This is a genomic window from Roseovarius sp. (genome assembly GCF_965228755.1).
Taxonomy (GTDB): Bacteria; Pseudomonadota; Alphaproteobacteria; order Rhodobacterales; family Rhodobacteraceae; genus Roseovarius.
Map to the genome: position 1 here is coordinate 161,611 of NZ_CBDDIG010000005.1, position 19,485 is coordinate 181,095.

Annotated in this window: 19 protein-coding genes; 11 read left to right on the forward strand and 8 right to left on the reverse strand. The window is 64.5% G+C overall.

What is annotated here, in order from left to right; genetic code table 11:
* The first annotated feature begins 61 nt into the window (after nt 1-61).
* The 5 genes from ACO07J_RS04120 to ACO07J_RS04140 are packed head-to-tail and all read left to right on the forward strand — an operon-like array spanning nt 62 to nt 4,427.
* Nucleotides 62-952 (forward strand): branched-chain amino acid ABC transporter permease, encoded by an 891-nt coding sequence (locus tag ACO07J_RS04120; protein WP_422026595.1) that lies wholly within the window; start codon nt 62-64, stop codon nt 950-952.
* 1 nt (nt 953) lies between these two features.
* Entirely contained in the window at nt 954-1,919 is a 966-nt protein-coding gene (locus tag ACO07J_RS04125; protein ID WP_422026597.1) for a branched-chain amino acid ABC transporter permease, read from the forward strand.
* Nucleotides 1,920-2,753 carry a phosphoenolpyruvate hydrolase family protein gene (locus tag ACO07J_RS04130; RefSeq protein WP_422026599.1) on the forward strand — a complete coding sequence of 278 codons (834 nt, stop codon included), beginning with the start codon at nt 1,920-1,922 and terminating at the stop codon, nt 2,751-2,753.
* A 19-nt stretch (nt 2,754-2,772) separates the two neighbouring features.
* Nucleotides 2,773-3,222, forward strand: a complete 450-nt coding sequence (locus ACO07J_RS04135; protein ID WP_422026601.1) for an SRPBCC family protein — start codon at nt 2,773-2,775, stop codon at nt 3,220-3,222.
* Entirely contained in the window at nt 3,219-4,427 is a 1,209-nt protein-coding gene (locus ACO07J_RS04140) for a Tm-1-like ATP-binding domain-containing protein (RefSeq protein ID WP_422026603.1), read from the forward strand. The genes ACO07J_RS04135 and ACO07J_RS04140 overlap by 4 nt, the downstream gene beginning before the upstream one ends.
* A 79-nt stretch (nt 4,428-4,506) precedes the next feature.
* Here the strand turns inward: ACO07J_RS04140 and ACO07J_RS04145 are convergent, their stop codons facing one another.
* The 4 genes from ACO07J_RS04145 to ACO07J_RS04160 form a co-directional block, all read right to left on the reverse strand.
* The gene (locus ACO07J_RS04145) at nt 4,507-5,562 is read right to left on the reverse strand and encodes a dihydrodipicolinate synthase family protein (protein WP_422026605.1); all 1,056 of its coding nucleotides are present in this window, start codon (nt 5,560-5,562) and stop codon (nt 4,507-4,509) included.
* On the reverse strand, nt 5,562-6,392 hold the full coding sequence (locus ACO07J_RS04150) for a GNAT family N-acetyltransferase (protein ID WP_422026607.1): 831 nt from the start codon (nt 6,390-6,392) through the stop codon (nt 5,562-5,564). The genes ACO07J_RS04145 and ACO07J_RS04150 overlap by 1 nt, the downstream gene beginning before the upstream one ends.
* On the reverse strand, nt 6,379-7,440 hold the full coding sequence (locus ACO07J_RS04155; protein WP_422026609.1) for an NAD-dependent epimerase/dehydratase family protein: 1,062 nt from the start codon (nt 7,438-7,440) through the stop codon (nt 6,379-6,381). The genes ACO07J_RS04150 and ACO07J_RS04155 overlap by 14 nt, the downstream gene beginning before the upstream one ends.
* A 145-nt stretch (nt 7,441-7,585) precedes the next feature.
* Nucleotides 7,586-8,242, reverse strand: coding sequence for a TetR/AcrR family transcriptional regulator (locus ACO07J_RS04160; protein WP_350130782.1), 657 nt, complete (start codon nt 8,240-8,242; stop codon nt 7,586-7,588).
* Nucleotides 8,243-8,481: 239 nt separating this feature from the next.
* On the opposite strand from ACO07J_RS04160, the gene ACO07J_RS04165 reads away from it, so the two are divergent.
* From ACO07J_RS04165 to ACO07J_RS04190, 6 genes are read left to right on the forward strand one after another with little or no spacing between them, the layout of a single operon-like run.
* Nucleotides 8,482-9,096, forward strand: a complete 615-nt coding sequence (locus tag ACO07J_RS04165) for a cysteine hydrolase family protein (RefSeq protein ID WP_422026612.1) — start codon at nt 8,482-8,484, stop codon at nt 9,094-9,096.
* On the forward strand, nt 9,087-10,034 hold the full coding sequence (locus tag ACO07J_RS04170) for an ABC transporter permease (RefSeq protein WP_422026614.1): 948 nt from the start codon (nt 9,087-9,089) through the stop codon (nt 10,032-10,034). Before ACO07J_RS04165 ends, ACO07J_RS04170 begins: the two co-directional genes overlap by 10 nt.
* On the forward strand, nt 10,031-10,996 hold the full coding sequence (locus ACO07J_RS04175; protein ID WP_422026616.1) for an ABC transporter permease: 966 nt from the start codon (nt 10,031-10,033) through the stop codon (nt 10,994-10,996). Before ACO07J_RS04170 ends, ACO07J_RS04175 begins: the two co-directional genes overlap by 4 nt.
* Before the next feature lie 28 nt (nt 10,997-11,024).
* Nucleotides 11,025-12,086: a substrate-binding domain-containing protein gene (locus tag ACO07J_RS04180; protein WP_422026618.1), complete on the forward strand. Its 1,062-nt coding sequence runs from the start codon at nt 11,025-11,027 to the stop codon at nt 12,084-12,086.
* Entirely contained in the window at nt 12,083-13,603 is a 1,521-nt protein-coding gene (locus ACO07J_RS04185; RefSeq protein WP_422026620.1) for a sugar ABC transporter ATP-binding protein, read from the forward strand. Before ACO07J_RS04180 ends, ACO07J_RS04185 begins: the two co-directional genes overlap by 4 nt.
* Nucleotides 13,600-14,436, forward strand: a complete 837-nt coding sequence (locus tag ACO07J_RS04190) for a carbon-nitrogen hydrolase family protein (RefSeq protein ID WP_422026622.1) — start codon at nt 13,600-13,602, stop codon at nt 14,434-14,436. Before ACO07J_RS04185 ends, ACO07J_RS04190 begins: the two co-directional genes overlap by 4 nt.
* Before the next feature lie 54 nt (nt 14,437-14,490).
* Here ACO07J_RS04190 and ACO07J_RS04195 read toward each other — a convergent pair whose 3' ends face one another.
* The 4 genes from ACO07J_RS04195 to ACO07J_RS04210 form a co-directional block, all read right to left on the reverse strand.
* Nucleotides 14,491-15,639 (reverse strand): hypothetical protein, encoded by a 1,149-nt coding sequence (locus ACO07J_RS04195; RefSeq protein WP_422026624.1) that lies wholly within the window; start codon nt 15,637-15,639, stop codon nt 14,491-14,493.
* Nucleotides 15,640-15,963: 324 nt separating this feature from the next.
* Entirely contained in the window at nt 15,964-16,287 is a 324-nt protein-coding gene (locus tag ACO07J_RS04200) for an AtuA-related protein (RefSeq protein ID WP_422026626.1), read from the reverse strand.
* Nucleotides 16,274-17,617: an acyclic terpene utilization AtuA family protein gene (locus ACO07J_RS04205; protein WP_422026628.1), complete on the reverse strand. Its 1,344-nt coding sequence runs from the start codon at nt 17,615-17,617 to the stop codon at nt 16,274-16,276. The genes ACO07J_RS04200 and ACO07J_RS04205 overlap by 14 nt, the downstream gene beginning before the upstream one ends.
* A complete protein-coding gene (locus ACO07J_RS04210; protein ID WP_422026630.1) occupies nt 17,614-19,476 on the reverse strand; it encodes a TRAP transporter permease in 1,863 nt (620 codons plus the stop codon). Before ACO07J_RS04210 ends, ACO07J_RS04205 begins: the two co-directional genes overlap by 4 nt.
* Nucleotides 19,477-19,485 lie beyond the last annotated feature (9 nt).

A 19,485-nucleotide genomic window follows, 5' to 3' on the forward strand; every position in this document is an offset into this window, starting at 1 on the left:
TTAACAGTAAAAAACGGCGCGCCGGGTCGCGCTGTTCAGGGGCGGTCGAGCGGGAGGGCAAATGATCGAGATTTTCGGAGTGCCGCTTGTTGCGCTGACCGGGCAGATCATGCTCGGAATCGTCAACGGCGCCTTCTATGCCGTCCTGAGCCTCGGCCTCGCCATCATCTTCGGGATCGTAAAGGTCGTGAATTTCGCTCACGGCGCATTCTTCATGATGGGCGCGTTCCTGTCGTTCCTTCTGCTCGATACCCTCGGGATCGGCTACTGGGGCGCAATCTTCATCGCGCCGCTTGTCGTGGGCCTTCTCGGGATCGTCGCCGAACGGCTTCTCCTGCGCCGCATCTACGGGCTCGACCCGATCTACGGGCTGCTCCTGACCTTCGGGATGGTGCTTGTGGTCGAAGGTGGATTTACCGTTGCCTTCGGCTCGTCCGGTCAGATCTACACCGCGCCTGACCAGCTGCGCGGGGCGGTGAATCTCGGGTTCATGTTCATGCCGATTTACCGGCTGTTCGTGATCGGCGCGGCGGTGGCGATCTGCGTGGCGACCTGGCTGGTGATCGAACGAACCTCCATGGGCGCCAAGCTGCGCGCGGCAACCGAACGGCCGCAGCTCACCCAGGCCTTCGGAATAAACGTGCCACTGCTGATGACCCTGACATATGGCGCCGGCGTGGCGTTGGCCGCGCTCGCCGGGGTCCTGGCGGCGCCGATCCAGAACGTCAGCCCGTCGATGGGCTCTGAACTGGTGGTCATCGTCTTTGCGATCGTGGTGATCGGGGGGCTGGGCTCGGTCTCGGGCGCAGCGATCACCGGGCTGTTGCTCGGCGTGGTCGAGGGGCTGACCAAGGTGTTCTATTCGGAAGCCTCGACGATAATCGTGTTCCTCATAATGGCGATTGTCCTGCTGGTCCGGCCCGCGGGCCTCTTCGGACGGGAGGAGGGCTGAGATGAGCCGGATACTTCTTCTTGCGCTGGGCGCAGCCCTTCTGCTGGCCCTGGTCCTCGTGCCGTTCTATCCGCATGTGATCTATCCGGTCTTCGTGATGCGGGTCCTGTGCCTGGCGCTCTTCGCCTGTGCATTCAATATCCTGCTGGGGCACACCGGAATCCTGTCCTTCGGCCACGCGGCGTTCTTCGGCAGTGCCGCCTATTTCTGCGGCTACATGCTCAAGGAACAGGGCCTTCCGCCGGAAATCGGACTTTTGACCGGGGTGTGCAGCGCGGCGCTGATGGGTGCGGTGTTCGGGGCGCTGGCGACACGGCGGTCGGGGATCTATCTGGCCATGATCACGCTTGCGCTGTCGCAACTGGTCTATTTCCTTTTCCTGCGACTGCCCTGGACCCACGCCGAGGACGGCATGCAGCAGATCCCGCGCGGGGTGCTTCTCGGCGTCCTCGACCTGCGGGACGGTCTGACGCTCTACTTCGTGGTGATGGTGTTGACGTTGGCCGGGCTGGCCCTCGTCCACCGCATCGTGCATTCGCCCTTCGGCGAGGTGCTGCGGGCGATCCGCGAGCACGAGCCACGCGCGAAATCGCTCGGTTTCCCGGTCGCCCGATACAAGATCCTCGCCTTCACACTCTCTGCCGCGCTTGCGGGGTTGGCCGGCTCGCTCAAGGCAATCGTCTACCAGGTCGCCTCGCTGCGTGACGTCCACTGGAGCATGTCAGGCGACGTCATCCTGATGACGCTGCTGGGAGGCATGAACTCGGTTCTCGGACCGGCGCTGGGCGCAGCACTCATCTCCTCGCTCTACCACTACTTCGACGCGCTGGGGGGCTGGGTGACCATCATGGTCGGCGGCATCTTCATCGGCTGCGTACTGCTCTTCCGCAGGGGGATTGTGGGGGAACTCCATGCGGCGCTCTCGGCCCGTCGCACCGCCAAGGTTTCACACGAAAGGGACAAGTAAATGTCACGAATTGACCGCTCCACGATACTGGAACGACTGAACAAGCAGATCGCGGACGGTGTGCCCATCGTGGGCGGCGGCGCGGGCACCGGCATCTCGGCCAAAAGTGAAGAGGCCGGCGGGATCGACCTGATCATCGTTTACAACTCCGGTCGTTATCGCATGGCGGGCCGAGCCTCGTCCGCCGGTTTGCTGGCCTATGGAAACGCCAACGAGATCGTCAAGGAAATGGCGCTCGAGGTTCTGCCCGTGTGCAAGACGACACCCGTGATCGCCGGGGTCAACGGCACCGATCCCTTCGTCATCATGCCCAAGTTCCTGCGCGAGCTGAAAGAGCTGGGCTTCTCCGGCGTGCAGAACTTCCCGACGGTCGGCATCATCGACGGCACCTTCCGTGTCAGCCTCGAAGAGACGGGCATCAACTACGCCTCCGAGGTCGACATGGTCCGGCAGGCGCGAGAGATCGACCTGCTGACGACACCTTACGTCTTCGACCCGGATCAGGCGACGGATATGGCCAGGGCCGGGGCCGACATCATCGTGCCGCACATGGGTGTGACCACCGGTGGCACGATCGGCGCCACGACCTCGAAATCGCTCGAGGATTCGGTCCGACTGATCGACGAATGCGCCGAAGCCGCCCGCAAAGTGCGCAAGGATATCATCATCATCGCCCATGGCGGCCCCATCGCGACGCCGGATGACGTGGCCTTCGTTCTGGAGCACAGTCAGCATTGCAATGGCTTTTACGGCGCTTCGAGCGTCGAGCGCCTGCCGGTCGAGACCGCGATCAAATCCAACATCGAGGCCTTCAAGGCGCTCAAGATGAAATGAACCACGCAGGGAGGAGAGCATGGCGAGAGTATATATAAGCGCGGTTATCGATGCGCCGATCGAGGCCGCGTGGGACGTGCTGCGCGATTTCAACGCGTTGCCGCGTTATCATCGGTTCTTCAGCAGCAGCGAGATCGAGGACGGTCTGCCTTCTGATCAGATCGGCTGCGTGCGCAATTTCCATACCCACGAGGGCGGCCATATCCGCGAGAAGCTGTTGACCCTGTCGGACCGGGAGCATCGCTGCTGCTATTGCATCCTCGAGGCGACGCTTCCCGTCCGCAACTACGTGGCGGAAATGACGTTGAAACCGATCACCGAGGGCGGCAGGACTTTCGGGGAATGGTGGGCCGAATACGAGGTGGACGACGCCGATGCGGCCGAGGTTCACCAGATCGTTTCCGACACATTCCGCTTTGCCTTCGAGGGGGCCGAGGACGTGATCCACGGCCGCGAGGTCGAGCGGTGACAAAAGGAAGTGTTTACGTCGTCGGCACCTTCGACACCAAGGCCGAGGAGCTTTCCTTTGTCGCGCGACTGATCCGCGAGACGGGCATTGCCGTCACCACCGTCGATGTCAGCACCGCGAAGCGCTCGACAGAAGCGGACATTGCCGCGCAAGATGTGGCATCGCACCATCCTCAAGGCGCCGAACGCGTTCTGTCAGCGGACGGCCGGGGCAACGCGGTCATGGCGATGTCAGAAGCGCTGACCCGTTTCATCGCGTCACGCAGCGATATTGCCGGGATCATCGGGCTGGGCGGCTCTGGCGGGACGTCGTTGATCGCACCGGCGATGCGGGCTCTCCCGCTGGGGGTTCCCAAGCTTATGGTATCGACCGTCGCCTCGGGCGACACTTCGGGTTATGTCGGCGTCTCGGACATGACGATGATGTTTCCCGTGACCGATATCGCCGGGCTGAACACCGTGTCACGACGTATCCTTGCAAACGCGGCGCACGCGGTTGCCGGCATGGCCGCAGGCGACCCGGCCGAAACGCCCGGCGACACGCGGCCGGCGCTCGCCATGTCCATGTTCGGCGTGACGACGACTGCCGTCCAACAGCTTCGCGCACGGCTCGACGAGGCATTCGACTGCATCGTCTTCCACGCCAACGGGGCAGGGGGCCGAGCACTAGAGGCCATCGGCGACAGTGGCATGATCTCTGCCATCGTCGACGTCACGACCACCGAGATCGCCGACCACCTGATGGGCGGCATATGCTCGGCCGGGCCGGAGCGGTTCGACGTTCTGGCGCGGACCGGCATTCCGTGGATCGGGTCCTGCGGCGCGCTCGACATGGTTAATTTCGGCCCGCGCGAGACGGTGCCGGACCGGTACGCCGACCGGCAATTCTTCGTACACAATGCCAACATCACCCTGATGCGGACAACGCCGGACGAAAACGCGGAAATGGCGCGCTGGCTGGCGGCAAAGCTGAACGCCTCGCCCGGTCCCGTCGATCTTGTCCTGCCGCTGGGAGGTGTCTCCGCGCTCGACGCACCGGGAGAGGCCTTTTGGAATCCCCGGGCGGACGCGGCCCTTTTCGAGACGTTGGAGGCTGCGTTCGACCGGTCGGAGACGCACCAGCTCCACCGGCTTGACGCCCATGTCAACGACGCGGCCTTCGCCGATTTCGTCGCGGGCTTCGTACGCGATCGCCGGACCCGATAGCGCGGTTACTCAAGACAAGGTTCGGACTCGCGTTCCTAGACCTTTTGGTCGAGGCGTGCGGAAAGGGCGGCGTTACGGTTCAGGTCTCAAGCCATCGCTCGAGGTTGGCCGCCACGAAGGCGTCGTCGGCAAGGTCGGGGTGATCCCGCAGGACCCGGTCGATCCGCTGACGCTGGCCCGGCCCGAGCCCTTCTTCGGGGTCGAGGCACCACACCCCTTCCAGCAGCCCCTGCCGCCGCAGCACCTCGTGACAGCCGGCGATGCATCCGGCGAAATCATTCTCCACATCGAAGAACGCCGCGTTGGATTCGGTCACCCGGCTGTCGAGCGCCAGCAGGTCTTGCGGGATGGCCCCCGCCTCGGCCGCCGCCCGGCAGTGCCGGTAGAGCTGCATCGCCTTCTGCGTCCAGACCGACCAGTGCCCGAGCAGCCCGCCCTTGAACCGGACCGTCACCGGTGCGCCTTCGCGCATCATGTGGAACGGCAGCAGCAGGTCGAGCACGATGTGGTCGTCATTGCCGGTATAAAGGGTGATCCGGTCTTCCGCGCCGGCCTCGACAAGGCCGCGCATGACATCGAGTGTCCTGTACCGGTTGAACGGCGCGACCTTGATCGCGATGACGTTCGGCAAGGCGCAGAACCGGGTCCAGAAATCGGCATCCAGATGCGCGCCCCCCACGGCGGGCTGAAGGTAGAAGCCGATCAGCGGGATCTGCGACGCGACCGCGGCACAGTGCTCGATGATGCCATCGGCGCTGCGCGACGAGACCGCGGCGAGGCTGAGCAGCCCGGCATCGTAGCCGAGCGACACTGCTGTCTTAGCCTCGGACATGGCCTGTTCGGTGTCGCCGGCCAGCCCGGCGACCATGGCGAGCGGGCGGTCGGACCATTGCCGCGCGGTCTCTGCCGCGATTTCCAGGACCCGGTCGTAAAGCCCGGCCTGCCGTATCTCGAACTGCGTGGTGTGAACCCCGACCGCAAGCCCGCCGGCGCCCGCATCGACGTAATAGCGCGACAGCGCGCGTTGTCGGCGCTCGTCAAGCGTGCGGCGCGCATCCAGCGCGAGGGGATGGGCCGGGATGGCCGTACCGGCGCGGAGCAGTTTCAGCCCGGGCGTGTCACCGTCTTTTGTCATCATCCGAACTCCGGTCCTGCTGTCGCGAAAAGCCTGTCCGGTGTGCCGAACGGCTCTTGCCGATGGTAGCCCATGCGCGCGAAGCTGCGTTGCACGGCGAACCCCCGTGCCTTCAGCCACGTGCCGATCTTCCGCCAGGTTTGCGGAACGTCGATGAAAAGCGGCACGGCGCCGATCGGCAGACGCTCCAACAGGCGGAGCGCCGCGTCTTCCGAGTCGGAGACGACCGGACCGGCCTGCCACGCGCGGCTTCCACGGCGCAGGAGGGCGAAGCCGCTTGTGCCTTCGGTGATCACCACGGTGTCCGGCCTCGACAGGAACGTCTTTAGCAGTGCGGGCCGTTTGCCGCCGAACGCAGCGGCATCGAGGCGGGCGATATCCTTTGGCCCGGCCGAGGAGACCGGCACGTCGGCGGGGGCAGGCCCGTTCCCGGCAATCTGCCATCGGTCGTACCGGAACTGCGGAAGAAACCCCTGTTTTTCATAGACGGGCTGCCCCTGTTCCGTGGCGTCGAGAACCGGGACAAGGCCGAGCTGGCGCAAGTACCCGGTACATTTGCCCACGAGTGCCGTCGCCAGCCCGCGCCGCCGCATGGTGTCCGAGACGATCACCATGCTGATGAACCCGAACGGGCCGTCATAGGGCAGGGCGGCACTTGTCGCGACAAGGCGGCCGGACCGGTCCCGCAGGCCGAGTGTATGGCCCTTTTCGATGAAGTGGCGCCAGTCGCCGGGCACCTGGTTCCAGCCCACCTCGCGCGAGAGGACCATCGCCTCGACCTCGTCGCCGGGGGCCAGCCTGACCTGCTGCAGCCCCTCAAAATCCGCCATCGCGCACCTCGTACTTGGTGGGCTTGTTGAGGCTCGGCATGTCGCGCATCACCCATTCCGCCACCCAGTCCAGCATCACGCTGACCGGGACGGCGGGATAGCCGAAAAGCTTTGCCGCTTGGGCGCTGTTGGACAGCCAGGCGCTGGGGGGCTCTTCGCCGGTGAGTCGGGGGGCGATACCCATGCGCGCGCACAGCTCTTCGACCAGCCAGCGCACGGACAGGGTTTCCGGCCCGCTGACATTGATCGGGGTGGTGGGTGCGGTGCAATGCTTGAGCAGGCGCAGCGCCTGGGCGTTGGCATCGCCCTGCCAGATGACGTTGACATGGGCCATCGGCGCAAGGTCGATCGTCTGCCCGCCCTTGAGCCGCGTCGCGAGGTCATGCAGGACGCCGTAGCGCAGGTCGATCGCGTAGTTCAGCCGGTAGAGCCGGCCCGGCGTGCCGTGGCGGCGGGAGAAATGCTCGAAGATCCGTTCGCGCCCGAGGCAGGACTGGGCGTATTCCCCGCGCGGGCCCGGCGGTGTGTTCTCGGTCGCGCCCTGGCGGGCCACGTCGATCAGGGGATAGACGTTCCCGGTGGAGAAGGCGACGATCCGCGAGTCGCGGAAGGCATTCGCAACAAGGGCCGGGCAATAGGTGTTCATGGCCCATGTCAAAGGCTGGTTGCCGCTTGCCCCGAATTTCATCCCGGCCATGAAGAGGACGTTCTCGAGTTTCGGAAGGTCGTTGACCTGCCCTTCGTCGAGGAGGTCGGCCTGTATGGTCTCGATGCCCCAGTCTTCCATCCGCTGCCGGCATTCGGGTTCCGAGAACCGTGCCACCGCCACCACGCGCTTGCCCGGGGCCGCGTTGCGGGCGAGGCGGGCCAGCGTGGGGCCCATCTTGCCGGAGGCGCCGAGGATGATGATGTCGCCTTCGACATCTTCCATGTCCCGGACGAGATCTTCGCCGGGGAGGGAGAGGAATTCGTCCAGCGCGTCGGGGGTTTCGAACCTGTCGGGCAGCGATGGCCGGCCATGTGCGGTCTGCATGTCTGATCTCGGCATTTACCACTCCCGTCGGTGGCGTCGAGGGGTCGACGCGTGTGTTATATGTAACCAGTTGGTTGAAACTGTAGTAAAGCCGCCGAGCCATGGCAAGACAAAACGTCCGGTGAGCGGGGAAGGCGTTCGGTGGGGCGCGGTTTGCGCGTCAGACCCTGAGGCCGTTGATCGTCATCGAGACGATGTGATCGCGATAGGCGACGATGGAATCCGTGCGGTCGAGATCCCTGCCGAATATGGCGGACAGCGTGGCGCCGTTGGCAAAGTAGAAATAGGTCATGCCCGCGATGGAGATGTAGAGGTTGAGCGGGTCGATGCCCTTGCGGAATACGCCGTCTTCCACGCCGCGTTCGAGGGTTTCGGAGACGAGGCGAAGGAGCGGCGAGTTGGTGCGCTGGGCCAGTTCCGAATCATGCAGGTGCCGGGCGCCCTGCGCGTTCTCGTCGGCGAGAAGTCGGATGAATTCGCGATGCGAATTGAGGTAGTCGAGCGAGAATTCGATGAGGCGTTTCATCGCGTCCACGGGCGACAGGGCGCTCAGGTCGAGCTCGGTCTCGCGCGCCCGAATCTCGGCGTAGGTCGCCTCGAGCGCGGCACGGTAGAGGTCTTCCTTGCCGCCGAAATAATAATAGACGAGTTGCTTGTTCGCCTTGGCCCGGTCGGCGATCCGGTCTATCCGCCCGCCTTTCAGGCCATGTTCGGCGAACTCGATCTGTGCCGAGGCGAGGATCGAGGCGCGGGTGGCTTCCGGGTCGCGGCGATGCCGGCCCTGGGCCTTGGGCAATATGTTGTCCGACAGTGACATGTTCTACCTATAGCTGCTCGACCGGCATTCACAATCCCGCAGGCGCCGCTTTGTACCTCCGCGCCGGATTCGGCTGACCGAATTTTCTGCGGCAGGGGCCGGTCCTATCAATCTTGTAACTAAATAGTTGGTTGCAATTGACAAGGCAATACATCTCACTCATGCTCGCGGTTGAAACTTCAGCAGGGCGGGAACAGCCAGTGCTTCACTCCGGTGAACTTGCAACACGCGCAGACCAGGTGCCGACGGCCGAGCGCGTTCGGGATGCCGCCCTTGTCGTCGTCGACATGCAGAATGATTTCGTGCGGAAGGGCGCGCCGCTGGAGGTGCCAGATGCGCGCGCGACGGTCCCGGTCATCGCCGGGCTGATCGGGCGGTTCCGCGAAAAGGGGCGGCCGGTCGTCTTCACGCGCTTCGTCTCGGGCGCCGAGCCCGGGCTCATGTGGCTCTGGTCGCCGGAATGCCGGCCGGACACGAAATGCTGCTGGCCCGGACATATGCGACGCTATCCGGACGCCGATGGCCCGCTCGACTGTGCCGAGGTGATCGAGGAACTGCGACCGCAGGACGAGGACATCGTCATCGACAAGCGCGGCTATGGCGCGTTCCACGGCACCGACCTTTCGGCGAGGCTGTGCTACATGTCGGTCACATCATTGGTGATCACCGGCACCGTGACGCAGATCTGCGTCGAGGAGACTGCCCGCGAGGCCTTTCACCACGGGTTCAGGACGACCATCGTGTCCGATGCCGTCTCGTCCTTCGCGCCCGGCCTTCATGCCGCGACGCTGGAGAATTTCGCGATGAAGTTCGGCTGGGTGGCCGGGGCGGAGGACGTGTCGTCATGGCTGTAGGGTCAGCTCGCCCCCGGTTCGATGCCGGGCAATCCGGCATCTGGCTGATCCTTGCGGCGGGGTTCGGCTTTGCGCTGCTGTTCCTGCCCGATTTCCGCACGTTCGAGAACCTTGCCAACATCCTGCGCCAATCCGCGGTGCTGGGCCTGATCGCCATCGGGCAGACCTTCGTGATCCTTCTGGGCATGATCGATCTCAGCGTCGGCATGATCGCGGGGCTGGTCGTGGTGCTGTCCTGCTGGATGCTGGAAATCTATCCCGCCATGACGCTTCCTGTCGCTTTGGCGATGGTCATGCTCGGGATGGCGATCGGGGTGGTGAACGGCTCTCTCGTGCGGTGGCTGAAGCTGCATCCGCTGATCCTGACCTTCGGTATGCTGTCGGTTTTGCAGGGGCTGATCTTTACCTTCACCGACCGCAGCGTCGGGCGCGCGTCGGACCCGCTGAAGGCGCTTGCCAACGGAGAGGTGTTCGGCCTGCCGCTTTCCGCGATCCTTCTTGTCGTGCTGGTGCTGGTGACGCAGGCGATTCTGTCGCGGACGCGCTTCGGGTTCCACCTGCTGGCGGCGGGCGGCAACCCCGACAGCGCCCGGAAGGCCGGGATCAACGCCGGCCGCATCCAGGTGGCCGCCTTCGCCATCGCGGGGGGATTCGCGGCGGCCGGGGGGCTGGTGCTGGCCGGTCGGCTGGGCACGGGCTATCCACTGGCCGGGACCGGGCTGGAGCTTGATTCGATTGTCGCCGTGGTGCTGGGCGGTGCCGCGCTCGGCGGGGGGCGGGGCAGCATCGTGAACACGCTGGCCGGTGTTCTGGCGCTTACGCTGGTGTCCAACCTGCTCAACCTCTTCGGCATCTCGGCCTTCGTCCAGATGTTCGCCAAGGGCGCCATCGTGGTGGTCGCCATCCTCGCCAACCAGCCGCGGAAGGCGATGCGATGAATGCTCTCGTGCCCACCCGCGACGGCGTGCTGCGCTTCCTTTCGGCCCATGCGATCGTCGTGGTTCTTGCCGCGGTCTTCCTGCTGGCGGTGCTGATCTCGGACGCGTTTCTGCAGCCCAAGTACCTGTTCAACGTGATCCGCCAGATCGCGCCGGTAGGCATTGCCGCGGTCGGCGTTACCTTCGTGATGATCCTTGGCGGCGTCGACCTGTCGATCGGCGCGATCATATCGCTTTGCGCGGTGGTGAGCGCCGTGCTGATGAATGGCGAGGCGGCCAACATGCCGATGGCGATTGCCGTCACCTGCCTTGTCGGCGCGGCGGCCGGGGCCTTCAACGGTATCGTCCTTGCCTTTTCGCGGGTCTCGCCCTTCATCCTGACGCTGGCCACCGGTATCGCGATCCTCGGGATCACGCAGATATTCTCGGGCGGCACGGCGCGGGGCATCGTTTCGCCGGGCTTTCGCGAGTTCTTCAACTATCGCATCGACGGCATTGTGCCGGTCCTGTCGCTGGCCTTCCTTGTCGCGGTGCTGGTGGGGGTGCTGATCCAGAAGCGGACACTTTTTGGCCAGTATGTCTTTCTCACCGGCTCGAACAGGCGCGCGGCGATCCTTGGCGGGATCCCGGTGCGTGGCGTCATCATCATGGCCTATGCGCTTTCCGGTCTGTTCGGTGCCCTGGGCGGGCTTGCGCTGCTCGCCCGGTCCGGCGTTTCCAGCACGATGTCGGGCCAGGGGCTGGAGTTCCAGATCCTCGCCGCGATCGTGCTGGGCGGAACCACCTTCGAAGGCGGGCGCGGGGGTGTCGTGGGAACGCTAGCCGGGGTTCTCGTGCTGGTCATCGCGTTCAACATCGTGAACATCAGCGGCCTGCCTTACCACCTTCAGATGGTGGTCATGGGCCTCATAATCATCGCGGCCTCGGCCGTGTACGGCCAGATCAATGCCCGTTCACAATGAAGCACCAACAAGGAGAGGTAGACTCAAAATGAAACTGACGAAAAGACTGCTCATGACGACAGCGGCGGCCTTAGCCGCGATTGGCCTCGCGGGGCCGGCCCTTGCGGACAAGGAGACCGAGGAACGGCAGACCGCCGCGGCGAAGGAGGCGGTGGATACGTCGAAATTCGCCAAGGAGGGGCCTTACACGATCGGTGTATCGGCCGGGTACCTGTCAAACTCGTGGGTCGTGTTCGCCCTTCAGCACATCCATTGGGAGGCCTCCAAGCATGACGAGATCGAGGAGGTCATCGTCACCGACGCGGCCTTCAACCCCACCAAGCAGATATCGGATATCGAGGATCTGCTGCGCCAGGATATCGACCTTCTGATCTACTGGCCGGTGGATGACGCTGCGATTGCGAGCGTCTTGGAGCGCACGGTCGAGGACGGCATTCCGACGGTGCAGGCGGGGGGCGGCTTTACCGACAATGCCGGCACCGTCTCCAACGCCTATATCAGCCAATGGCGCCTTGGCGAGATGGTTGCCCGCAACCTGGTGGAAGACCTGGGCGGCGAGGGCAAGATCATCGCCATGCTGCCGATCGCCGGCACGACCGCGGCGGTCGATCAGCTCGACGCGCTTGAAACCGTGCTCGAGGAGTATCCGGACGTGGAACTGCTCAGCGCCGAGTATGGCGACTGGAACCGTGCGAAGGCCAAGCAGATCACCGAGAACCTGCTCCAGCGCTTCCCGCAGATCGACGGGGTGTTTTCCCCGGCCGGCCAGATGTCGATCGGCGTGGCCGAGGCGTTCGAGGAGGCCGGGCGGCTGGAAGAGGTCACCATGTCGCCCGGCGACGAATACAATGGCTGGCTGAAATGGGTGGCCGAACACGGGCAGGGCGGGGCCGTGACCTTCCCCACCCGCGCCGGGCAGGAAGCCGTGCAGATCGGCCTCTCGATCCTGAAAGGCGAGGAGGTGACACGCGGCACGGCGGTCGAATCGGAATACATCGCACCGGAAGACATCGGCGATTATGTCGAAGCGGACGCGCCGGACGACTGGTGGTCCACGGAGCTTCCCGAGGAATTCCTGCCGAAGCAATGACCGTGAACGACGCGCTGCCTCTTCTCGAAACCCGCGACCTGTGCAAGCAGTACCCGGGCAACACGGCGCTCGACGGCGCGTGCTTTTCAGCAAGACGCGGCGAAGTGCATGCGATTGTCGGCGCCAACGGCGCCGGCAAGTCCACCTTGATGAACATCCTGTCCGGGGCGACCCGGCCAAGCGGTGGTTCCGTCCTGATCTCGGGGAAACAGAACGCCTTCGCCAGCCCGGCCGACGCACTGTCGGCCGGGATCGCTTGTGTCTATCAGGAACTCAGCCTCGTTACGCAGATCGACGTGGCCCGCAACGTCTTCCTCGGCCGAGAACCTCGCACGAGCTGGGGCACCGTCGATGTGCCGCGGCTGTATGAACTGACGTCTGCTTTATTGAACCGGTTCGGCCTGAACGTGCGTCCGGATGCAAGAACCGAGGCGCTGAGCGTGGCCGACCAGCAGTTGGTCGAATTGGCCCGCGCCCTCTCGATGGAGCCGCGCGTTCTGATCCTCGATGAGCCGACAGCCGTTCTCTCGATCGCCGAAAAGCAGAACCTTTTCGGGATCATCCGGCGCCTGCGCGATGACGGGATACTCGTGATCTATGTCTCTCACTTCCTCGGCGAGGTGATCGAGATCGCGGACAGGGTCACGGTCGTGCGCGACGGCCGGCTCGTCGGCACGCACGATGCAGGGGGCATGAATGTCGAAATGCTGGCCGATCACATCATCGGCGAAGCGGGTTTGCAGGTCTCGGCGCCGGGCACGACAACCGTGTCCTCAGATGCAAGGCCCCTCGATGTCGAAGTGGAGCAGGGGGAGCGCCGCACCAGCCTCTGCGTCAAGGCGGGTGAGATCTTGGGCATAGCCGGGCTTGGCGGATCGGGACGAACGGCCTTTGCCCGCACCCTCGCCGGCGCGGGCCGCCGCCGGGCGCGCGTTCGCCTGTCCGATGGCACGTTCTCGACCAGTTACACCAGTGTCGCGCAAGCCATTGCGAAAGGCGTCGTCTACCTTACGGAGGACCGCAAGACCTCTGGGCTGTTTTCCACTTTGAGTGTGACGGACAACGTGACCGCCTCCGCGCTCGGTGCGTTCTCGGTTCTTGGCGTTCGCCGGCCCCGGCAAGAGCAGGCGGCCGCGTCGGAGCTGCTGAAGCAGCTCAAGCTCGTGGCGGCCAGTGTGCGGATGCCGGTCACCGAGCTCAGTGGCGGCAACCAGCAAAAGGTGATGCTTGCACGTGCCCTTCTCACACGACCGCGCCTGCTGATTTGCGACGAGCCGACCCGCGGGGTGGATATCGCTGCCAAGGGCCAGATCCATCGCATCTTACGCGAGCTTGCCTACCGAGGTGTCGCCATCATCGTGGTATCCTCGGAGAACGAAGAGCTTCTGAGCCTGACGGACAGGCTGCTCGTCATGAAAAACGCCGAACTTGTCGGAGAGCTTCGAACTGCCGATACGGACGAAACGAAACTGCTTGTCGCCATGTCGGGCGGCCCGCGAAAAGGAACCCCGGAATGAATGAGAAATCTGTCTCGGCCCCCGACCCGTTGCAGGTCTCGGTGGCGCAGATGCACTGCGTGCCCGGAGACGTGGACGCCAATCTCGAAATCATCGCAAAACTTGTGGCGCTGGCCGCGCAAGAGGGCGCGAAGCTCATCATCCTGCCGGAAATGGCAACGACAGGGTACTTCATCAACGACCGCCTGGACGAGCTGGCCGAGGAGGAAGACGGCCCGACATCGTCCCGGCTTGGAAAGATCGCAAAGCGGTACCGCGCGTACCTCGTGGTCGGTGCGCCGATCCGGGCGGACGGGGCATTCTACGACGCTCAGCTACTGTTCTCGCCAGAAGGTGAGCGTATCGCGACCTATCGCAAGACCCACCTGTTCTCTGCCGAGCGCGAATGGTTTTCCGCGGGTGACGCGCCAATGGTGGTCGAGACGCCGATCGGCCGCATCGGCATGTCGGTCTGCTACGACCTGATCTTTCCGGAATACGTGCGTAGGCTGACCGATATGGGCGCCGACCTCGTCATCAACAGCACGAACTGGATTACCGATGAGTTCCAGCGACAGCGATGGGGCTGGGACGCGCCGACAGTCACGGCGCTGGCCAAGACGCGGGCCCTCGAGAACGGGGTATGGCTGGCCATGTCGTGCTGTGTGGGGCCGGAGGCTCAGTTCGATTCCATCGGCCACTCCTGCATAGTTGCCCCTTCAGGCCAGGTTGTCGCGTCGCTCGGTCGTTCCGTCGGGACTGCAACCCACAAGGCCGTCTTTCACGAGAAGGACCTCGACAAGTGGCGGGCCATTGCCACTTACCGAGCTGACAGGCGCCCCGAACTTTACTAGCCCGGCGCCCGGATTGGGCCACGCCACAGGATGTCGGCCGTGCGCGCGTCCGGTTCAGTCGGCGGCCACTTTGTTGGCGAGGTCTTCGACCATCGCGGTCAGCGCCGCAATCTGGCGGTCGTGCTCGGCCTTCATTTGCGCGATCTGCACCTCTTGCGCCGCGTTCTGCCGGTGCAGGTCCTCGATGTAGATGTGCGCGTGCTCCAGCGCGTTCAGCATCCCGCCCAACTTTTCCGTCATGTCGAAGGGGGCGTTCGGCCCGGTCGGCCCCACATGGGGCAGATGGCCATCGGCCCACATCCGGGCGGCATAGTCCTGCGCCGGGATGATCTGCCGCTCGGTGAACACCCGGTCGCAACCCGCACCGCAGGTCGGGCCCTGGGTGGTCAAAGTGCCCGCGAGGATCATGTTGCCGTTGGCATCCAGCGACATTTCCTGGTTGTCGCCGTCGACGATGTTGTAGCGCAGCTGCCCGGTGCCCAGCGGCCCCTCGGTAAAGACCACGTCGACCGAGTCGTTGGTGGCCGCCCCGGTGGCCGTGATCCGGAAGAAACTGAAGCTGGCGCTGTCCACGACATGCAGCGGCGCAGCGGGGTTGCTGGTGCCCACGCCGACATTGCCGGTATCCTCGATCCAGAATGCGTTGTTTGGCGCGTTGTTTTCCACGAAGAACGGGAAGGAGAGGACATTACGCTCGAAAAAGCCGATGCCGGTATTGCCGACGGAAACCTCCCAGTCGGCGCCGGAGATGATTTCCTCCATGCGGATCTTGGCGGTGTTGATGGACACTGTGTGCAGATCGGCCGTGGGCAACTCGGTGCCGAGACCCACCCGGCCAGTGTCGTCCAGAACCATCGTCGAAGTCGGCGCGCCGGACTTGATCGTCAGGATTTCGGCGCCGGTTCCGAGGTCGACGAACAGGAGCTGATCCTCGCCACTGGTAAACCTGTCATTGGCCTGGATCGCCCAGTCGACGGTGGGAAAGCCCGCGGTGGACGACGTATCTTCAAACACGAGACGTGTGCTGTTCGCCTTGATTTCCAATTGGTTGAAGTTGCCGCTGAAGCTTTCGCTGGCGTCGCAATCCAGCCCGACGCACAGGTTGTTGCGGATGGTGGGGTTGGTCGTCGACAGCACCTCGGCCCCGGCGGGCGCGGCAAGGCTGACAAGGCAGGACAGGAGCAGGGAAGTTTTACGCGACATCAGTGGGCCTTTCTCTGGTACGGTTGCGGGTCAGGCGGGGTCTTCAGCGCCCGCGCGGATCGGCGTCATCTTGCCCGACATTCGCCAAAAGGGCTGCCTCTGATGACAAAATCGACTGAAATTGCCAGTCGAACAAGCATTTTCCGCACCCTTCACGCCGGCTTGTTGGATGGGGCATGCGGCGAGGTGAATGATTGCAGATGCGAAGAGCGGCCCGTCCGATGCCGCCAGTATCTCACGGCTTCACGAGTGACACCGATACCTCGCTCGTGCAGGAGATTGAACAGGGCTCGGAACGGGACGGCTGCAAGCTCAAGTCGCCGGTCAGCGGGCCCGGGTCTTTGCGTTGTCTATTTCCATGTCCAGCAACACAGAAGCGAGGCACTTGCCATGCGCATCCAGCGCCAGGGATCGCGTGACCCCGCCGGTCAGCGCCCTGCGGATCACAAAGTTGAGCGCGCAGAGTTGGGGCAGCACGTAGCGCGTAACGTCCTCCGTGGCGAAGCTGCCGAAATAGGTCGCGACCCGTTCCGGGGTGACCTGATCATGGATCAGGGGCCAGTGCGCCGGATCGTAGGCAATGACCGAGATGTTGGAAACGTCGCCCTTGTCGCCGGTACGGGCATGCGCGATCTCATGCAATTTCATGTCGGGCCTCCAGTATCTCGACATCGGCATTGATCGTGGTGGCGGGCATCAGGGTCGAGGCAATGGCCAACACTTCGCGCACCGTTCCCGTGGCGCCTCCGCCGCCCGCAGGACCGGCGAGGTAGAGGCCCTCGACCTCCTCCGCGACCCGCCGCGCCGTCTCCGGGTCCGCACAGCGGGCCGCGTAGCGAAGGCGAACCTCGGGCGGTGACGCATTTCCGTGCGCCTCCTGCCAGATCGAGTTGACGCCGATCAGCTCGCCGCGTTCCTCGAAAATCTCGGCCCGGTGCGGAGCGAGGCGGGCGCGCACTGTATCGACCGCAAGCTGACCGCGCGCGACGCAGTTCGCACCGGCATAGCTGATCTGGCCTTCGCCGATCCAGCCGTCGCGATACCCGACCGAGACCTTGAATTGTCCCGTCGCCGGGTGTCCGCCCGCGCCGTTTACGCCGATGCGGTCCGCGCCCAGGTCGTGGAAATCGACGCCTGAAAAGTCGGCCACCACGTCGGGTTGAAGATAGCGCGCGGGATCGTGGATTTCGTAGAGCAGCTGTTCGATGCAGGTGGCGCGGGTGATCCGGCCGCCAGTGCCTGGAAGCTTGGTGATCGTGGCATTTCCATCTGCATCGACCTCGGCCAGGGGTTGCCCTATCGCAGCAAGGTCGGGCACATCCTTGACGCCGGGATCGGCGAAGTACCCACCGGTGATCTGCGCCGCGCATTCCAGAAGATGGCCGACGAGCACGCCTTGGCCCAACCTCTTCCAATCGTCGCGTGCCCAGCCGAATTCATACACCAATGGCGCAAGAAAGAGCGTCGGGTCGGACGCGCGGCCGCAAATCACCACATCCGCCCCGGCGGCCAGAGCCGAGACGAGCCCGTCGATCCCGACATACGCATTGGCCGAGACAAGGCGGTCGCCGAGATCCGCGGCAGGGGCGCCGGTTTCATCCAGCACGAAGTCACCGATCCGGTCGAGCACGTCATCGCCGGTGACCGCGGCCACCTTGAGCCCGGACAACCCAAGCTCTCGCGCAATCCGCGCGGTGAGCTGCGCGGCGCCCATGGGGTTCGCCGCGCCCATGTTGGTCACGATCTTCGTGCCATTCTTGGCGCAGGCCGGCATCACCGCCCGCATCCGCCGTTCGAGCAGCGGGTCAAAACCGCCAGATGGGTCTTTACTGCGTGCCTGTTGAGCGAGGGCAATCGTCCTTTCCCCCAGGCATTCGAACACGAGGTAGTCGAGCTTGCCGCGTTCCGCCAAGTCGACGGCGGGGGGCAGCCTGTCGCCCTGGAACCCTGCGCCTGCACCGATCCTGATAACGCTCATGCCGTTGCTTTCCGTTTGACTGTACGTCCGGCGAGATAGGCGCCTGACAGCAGCGCCAGGGCGATGAAGGGCGTGACCGGATGGGGATATATCGCGAGGGCTATGATTGCGATGTAGAGCGCCATGTCGACGGCCCGCACATTGGAAAGGCGCGCCCCCGACAGAAGCCCCGGCACCGCGATGACCAGCACGAGCCCCGCCGCAATGGCCTCGAGGATGGCAAGCGGTCCGCCGCCCAGCAGCATGCCGGGATAGAGCAGCAGCAGGAATGGCACGATATAGGTGACGGCACCCAGCCGCACGGCCTCGCCTGCGGCGGGAAGCCAGTTGGTCCCGGCGATTCCCGAGCCGACGAAGACCGCCACGCAGACCGGCGGCGTGATGACCGAGATCGTCGCGAAATAGAATACGAATAGATGCGCGGCCAGCGGGTCCACGCCGACGGCCGTCATGGCCGGGGCCAGCACGGCGGCGACCAGCACGTAGGCGGCCGTGGTCGGCAGGCCCATGCCCATGATCAGACAGACTGCGCCGACGATCACCGCAACAAGCACGATGCTGTCGCCCGCGACCGAGACGATGAGCGAAGACAGTGTCACACCGATGCCGGTCAGGTTGATCATCGCCACCAGCACCTGCGCCCCCGCCAGAAGGACGCCGATGATAACCATGCCCTTGCCCGCATCCTCGAGCCCATTCAGCAACTTGCGGACCATCTCGTGCAAGCTCAACCGCCCGGTTTCGGTGGCGAAGAAGGCGATCAACAGGCCGACGATACCGTAGAATGCCGAGGTCGCGATGGACCTTCCCAGCCAGATGCCGACGCCAAGCCCTCCGAGCGCGGCGAGGATCGGCACCACCCGGCGAGGGGCGAGGATCGTGGCCCATTGCGGCATTTCCTCTTCCGGCACCACGGCCAGCCCGCGCCGCAGCGCGACGAAATGCACGGTCATGAAGACCGACAGGTAGAACAGAACAGCGGGAACGATCGCGCCCACGATGATCGTCAGGTATGGTACGCCAAGGATTTCTGCCATGACGAAGGCCGCAGCCCCCATGATCGGCGGTGCGATCTGCCCGCCGGTGGAGGCCACGGCCTCGACCGCCGCTGCAAAGGGGCGGGGATAGCCGAGGCGGATCATCATCGGGATGGTGAAATTGCCTGTGGTCGCGACATTGGCCACCGCCGAGCCCGAGATCATGCCGAAGAGGCCCGAGGCGATGGTCGCGATCTTGGCCGCGCCGCCCGGTTGCCTGCCGCCAAGTCGCATGGCGAGGTCCATGAACGCCTGCCCGCCGCCCGTATGCAGCAACAGCGCGCCGAAGAGGACGAAGGCCGCAATGACGGTGGCGGCGACACCGGTCAGCATGCCCCAGATGCCGAGGTCGCCCAGGAAGATCGTTTCCGTCACGAAATCCGGCCCGAAGCCGCGATGGCGCAGCGGGCCAGGAAGCGAATTGCCGAAAAGTGCATAGCCGAGCCCGAGCAACACGAGGATCGGAAAGATCAGCCCGACGGTCCGCCGTCCGAGTTCGAGCACCGCCAACACCAGACCGGCTGTCAGAACCATGTCCATGCGTGTCGCCCAGGGCAGTTCCGTCATGATGCGGTCGTAGTTAATGACCACATAGCCACAGGCTGCGAGCGTTACCGCCGTAAGGGCAAGGTCGATGGTCAGCCCTACCGGGCGCCAGGATCTCCCGGCGCCCATTGGATAAAGTGAAAAGCCGAGCGCGGTGACCAGCGCAAGGAAAAGCGCGCGCTGGATCAGCCCCTCGAAAGGGCCGGTTGCCGCGGTGTAAAGGACGAAGAGCCCGACAAGGATTGCCAGCCCCTTCTGGATGCGCTCGGTCGTCATGATGCGCCC

Excerpts from the sequence above, each read along its gene's own strand:
- ACO07J_RS04120 (WP_422026595.1), top strand. The coding sequence starts at position 62 with ATGATCGAGATTTTCGGAGTGCCGCTTGTTGCGCTGACCGGGCAGATC.
- ACO07J_RS04125 (WP_422026597.1), top strand. The coding sequence starts at position 954 with ATGAGCCGGATACTTCTTCTTGCGCTGGGCGCAGCCCTTCTGCTGGCC.
- ACO07J_RS04130 (WP_422026599.1), top strand. The coding sequence starts at position 1,920 with ATGTCACGAATTGACCGCTCCACGATACTGGAACGACTGAACAAGCAG.
- ACO07J_RS04135 (WP_422026601.1), top strand. The coding sequence starts at position 2,773 with ATGGCGAGAGTATATATAAGCGCGGTTATCGATGCGCCGATCGAGGCC.
- ACO07J_RS04145 (WP_422026605.1), bottom strand. The coding sequence starts at position 5,562 with ATGACAAAAGACGGTGACACGCCCGGGCTGAAACTGCTCCGCGCCGGT.
- ACO07J_RS04150 (WP_422026607.1), bottom strand. The coding sequence starts at position 6,392 with ATGGCGGATTTTGAGGGGCTGCAGCAGGTCAGGCTGGCCCCCGGCGAC.
- ACO07J_RS04155 (WP_422026609.1), bottom strand. The coding sequence starts at position 7,440 with ATGCCGAGATCAGACATGCAGACCGCACATGGCCGGCCATCGCTGCCC.
- ACO07J_RS04160 (WP_350130782.1), bottom strand. The coding sequence starts at position 8,242 with ATGTCACTGTCGGACAACATATTGCCCAAGGCCCAGGGCCGGCATCGC.
- ACO07J_RS04170 (WP_422026614.1), top strand. The coding sequence starts at position 9,087 with ATGGCTGTAGGGTCAGCTCGCCCCCGGTTCGATGCCGGGCAATCCGGC.
- ACO07J_RS04175 (WP_422026616.1), top strand. The coding sequence starts at position 10,031 with ATGAATGCTCTCGTGCCCACCCGCGACGGCGTGCTGCGCTTCCTTTCG.
- ACO07J_RS04180 (WP_422026618.1), top strand. The coding sequence starts at position 11,025 with ATGAAACTGACGAAAAGACTGCTCATGACGACAGCGGCGGCCTTAGCC.
- ACO07J_RS04185 (WP_422026620.1), top strand. The coding sequence starts at position 12,083 with ATGACCGTGAACGACGCGCTGCCTCTTCTCGAAACCCGCGACCTGTGC.
- ACO07J_RS04190 (WP_422026622.1), top strand. The coding sequence starts at position 13,600 with ATGAATGAGAAATCTGTCTCGGCCCCCGACCCGTTGCAGGTCTCGGTG.
- ACO07J_RS04195 (WP_422026624.1), bottom strand. The coding sequence starts at position 15,639 with ATGTCGCGTAAAACTTCCCTGCTCCTGTCCTGCCTTGTCAGCCTTGCC.
- ACO07J_RS04200 (WP_422026626.1), bottom strand. The coding sequence starts at position 16,287 with ATGAAATTGCATGAGATCGCGCATGCCCGTACCGGCGACAAGGGCGAC.
- ACO07J_RS04205 (WP_422026628.1), bottom strand. The coding sequence starts at position 17,617 with ATGAGCGTTATCAGGATCGGTGCAGGCGCAGGGTTCCAGGGCGACAGG.
- ACO07J_RS04210 (WP_422026630.1), bottom strand. The coding sequence starts at position 19,476 with ATGACGACCGAGCGCATCCAGAAGGGGCTGGCAATCCTTGTCGGGCTC.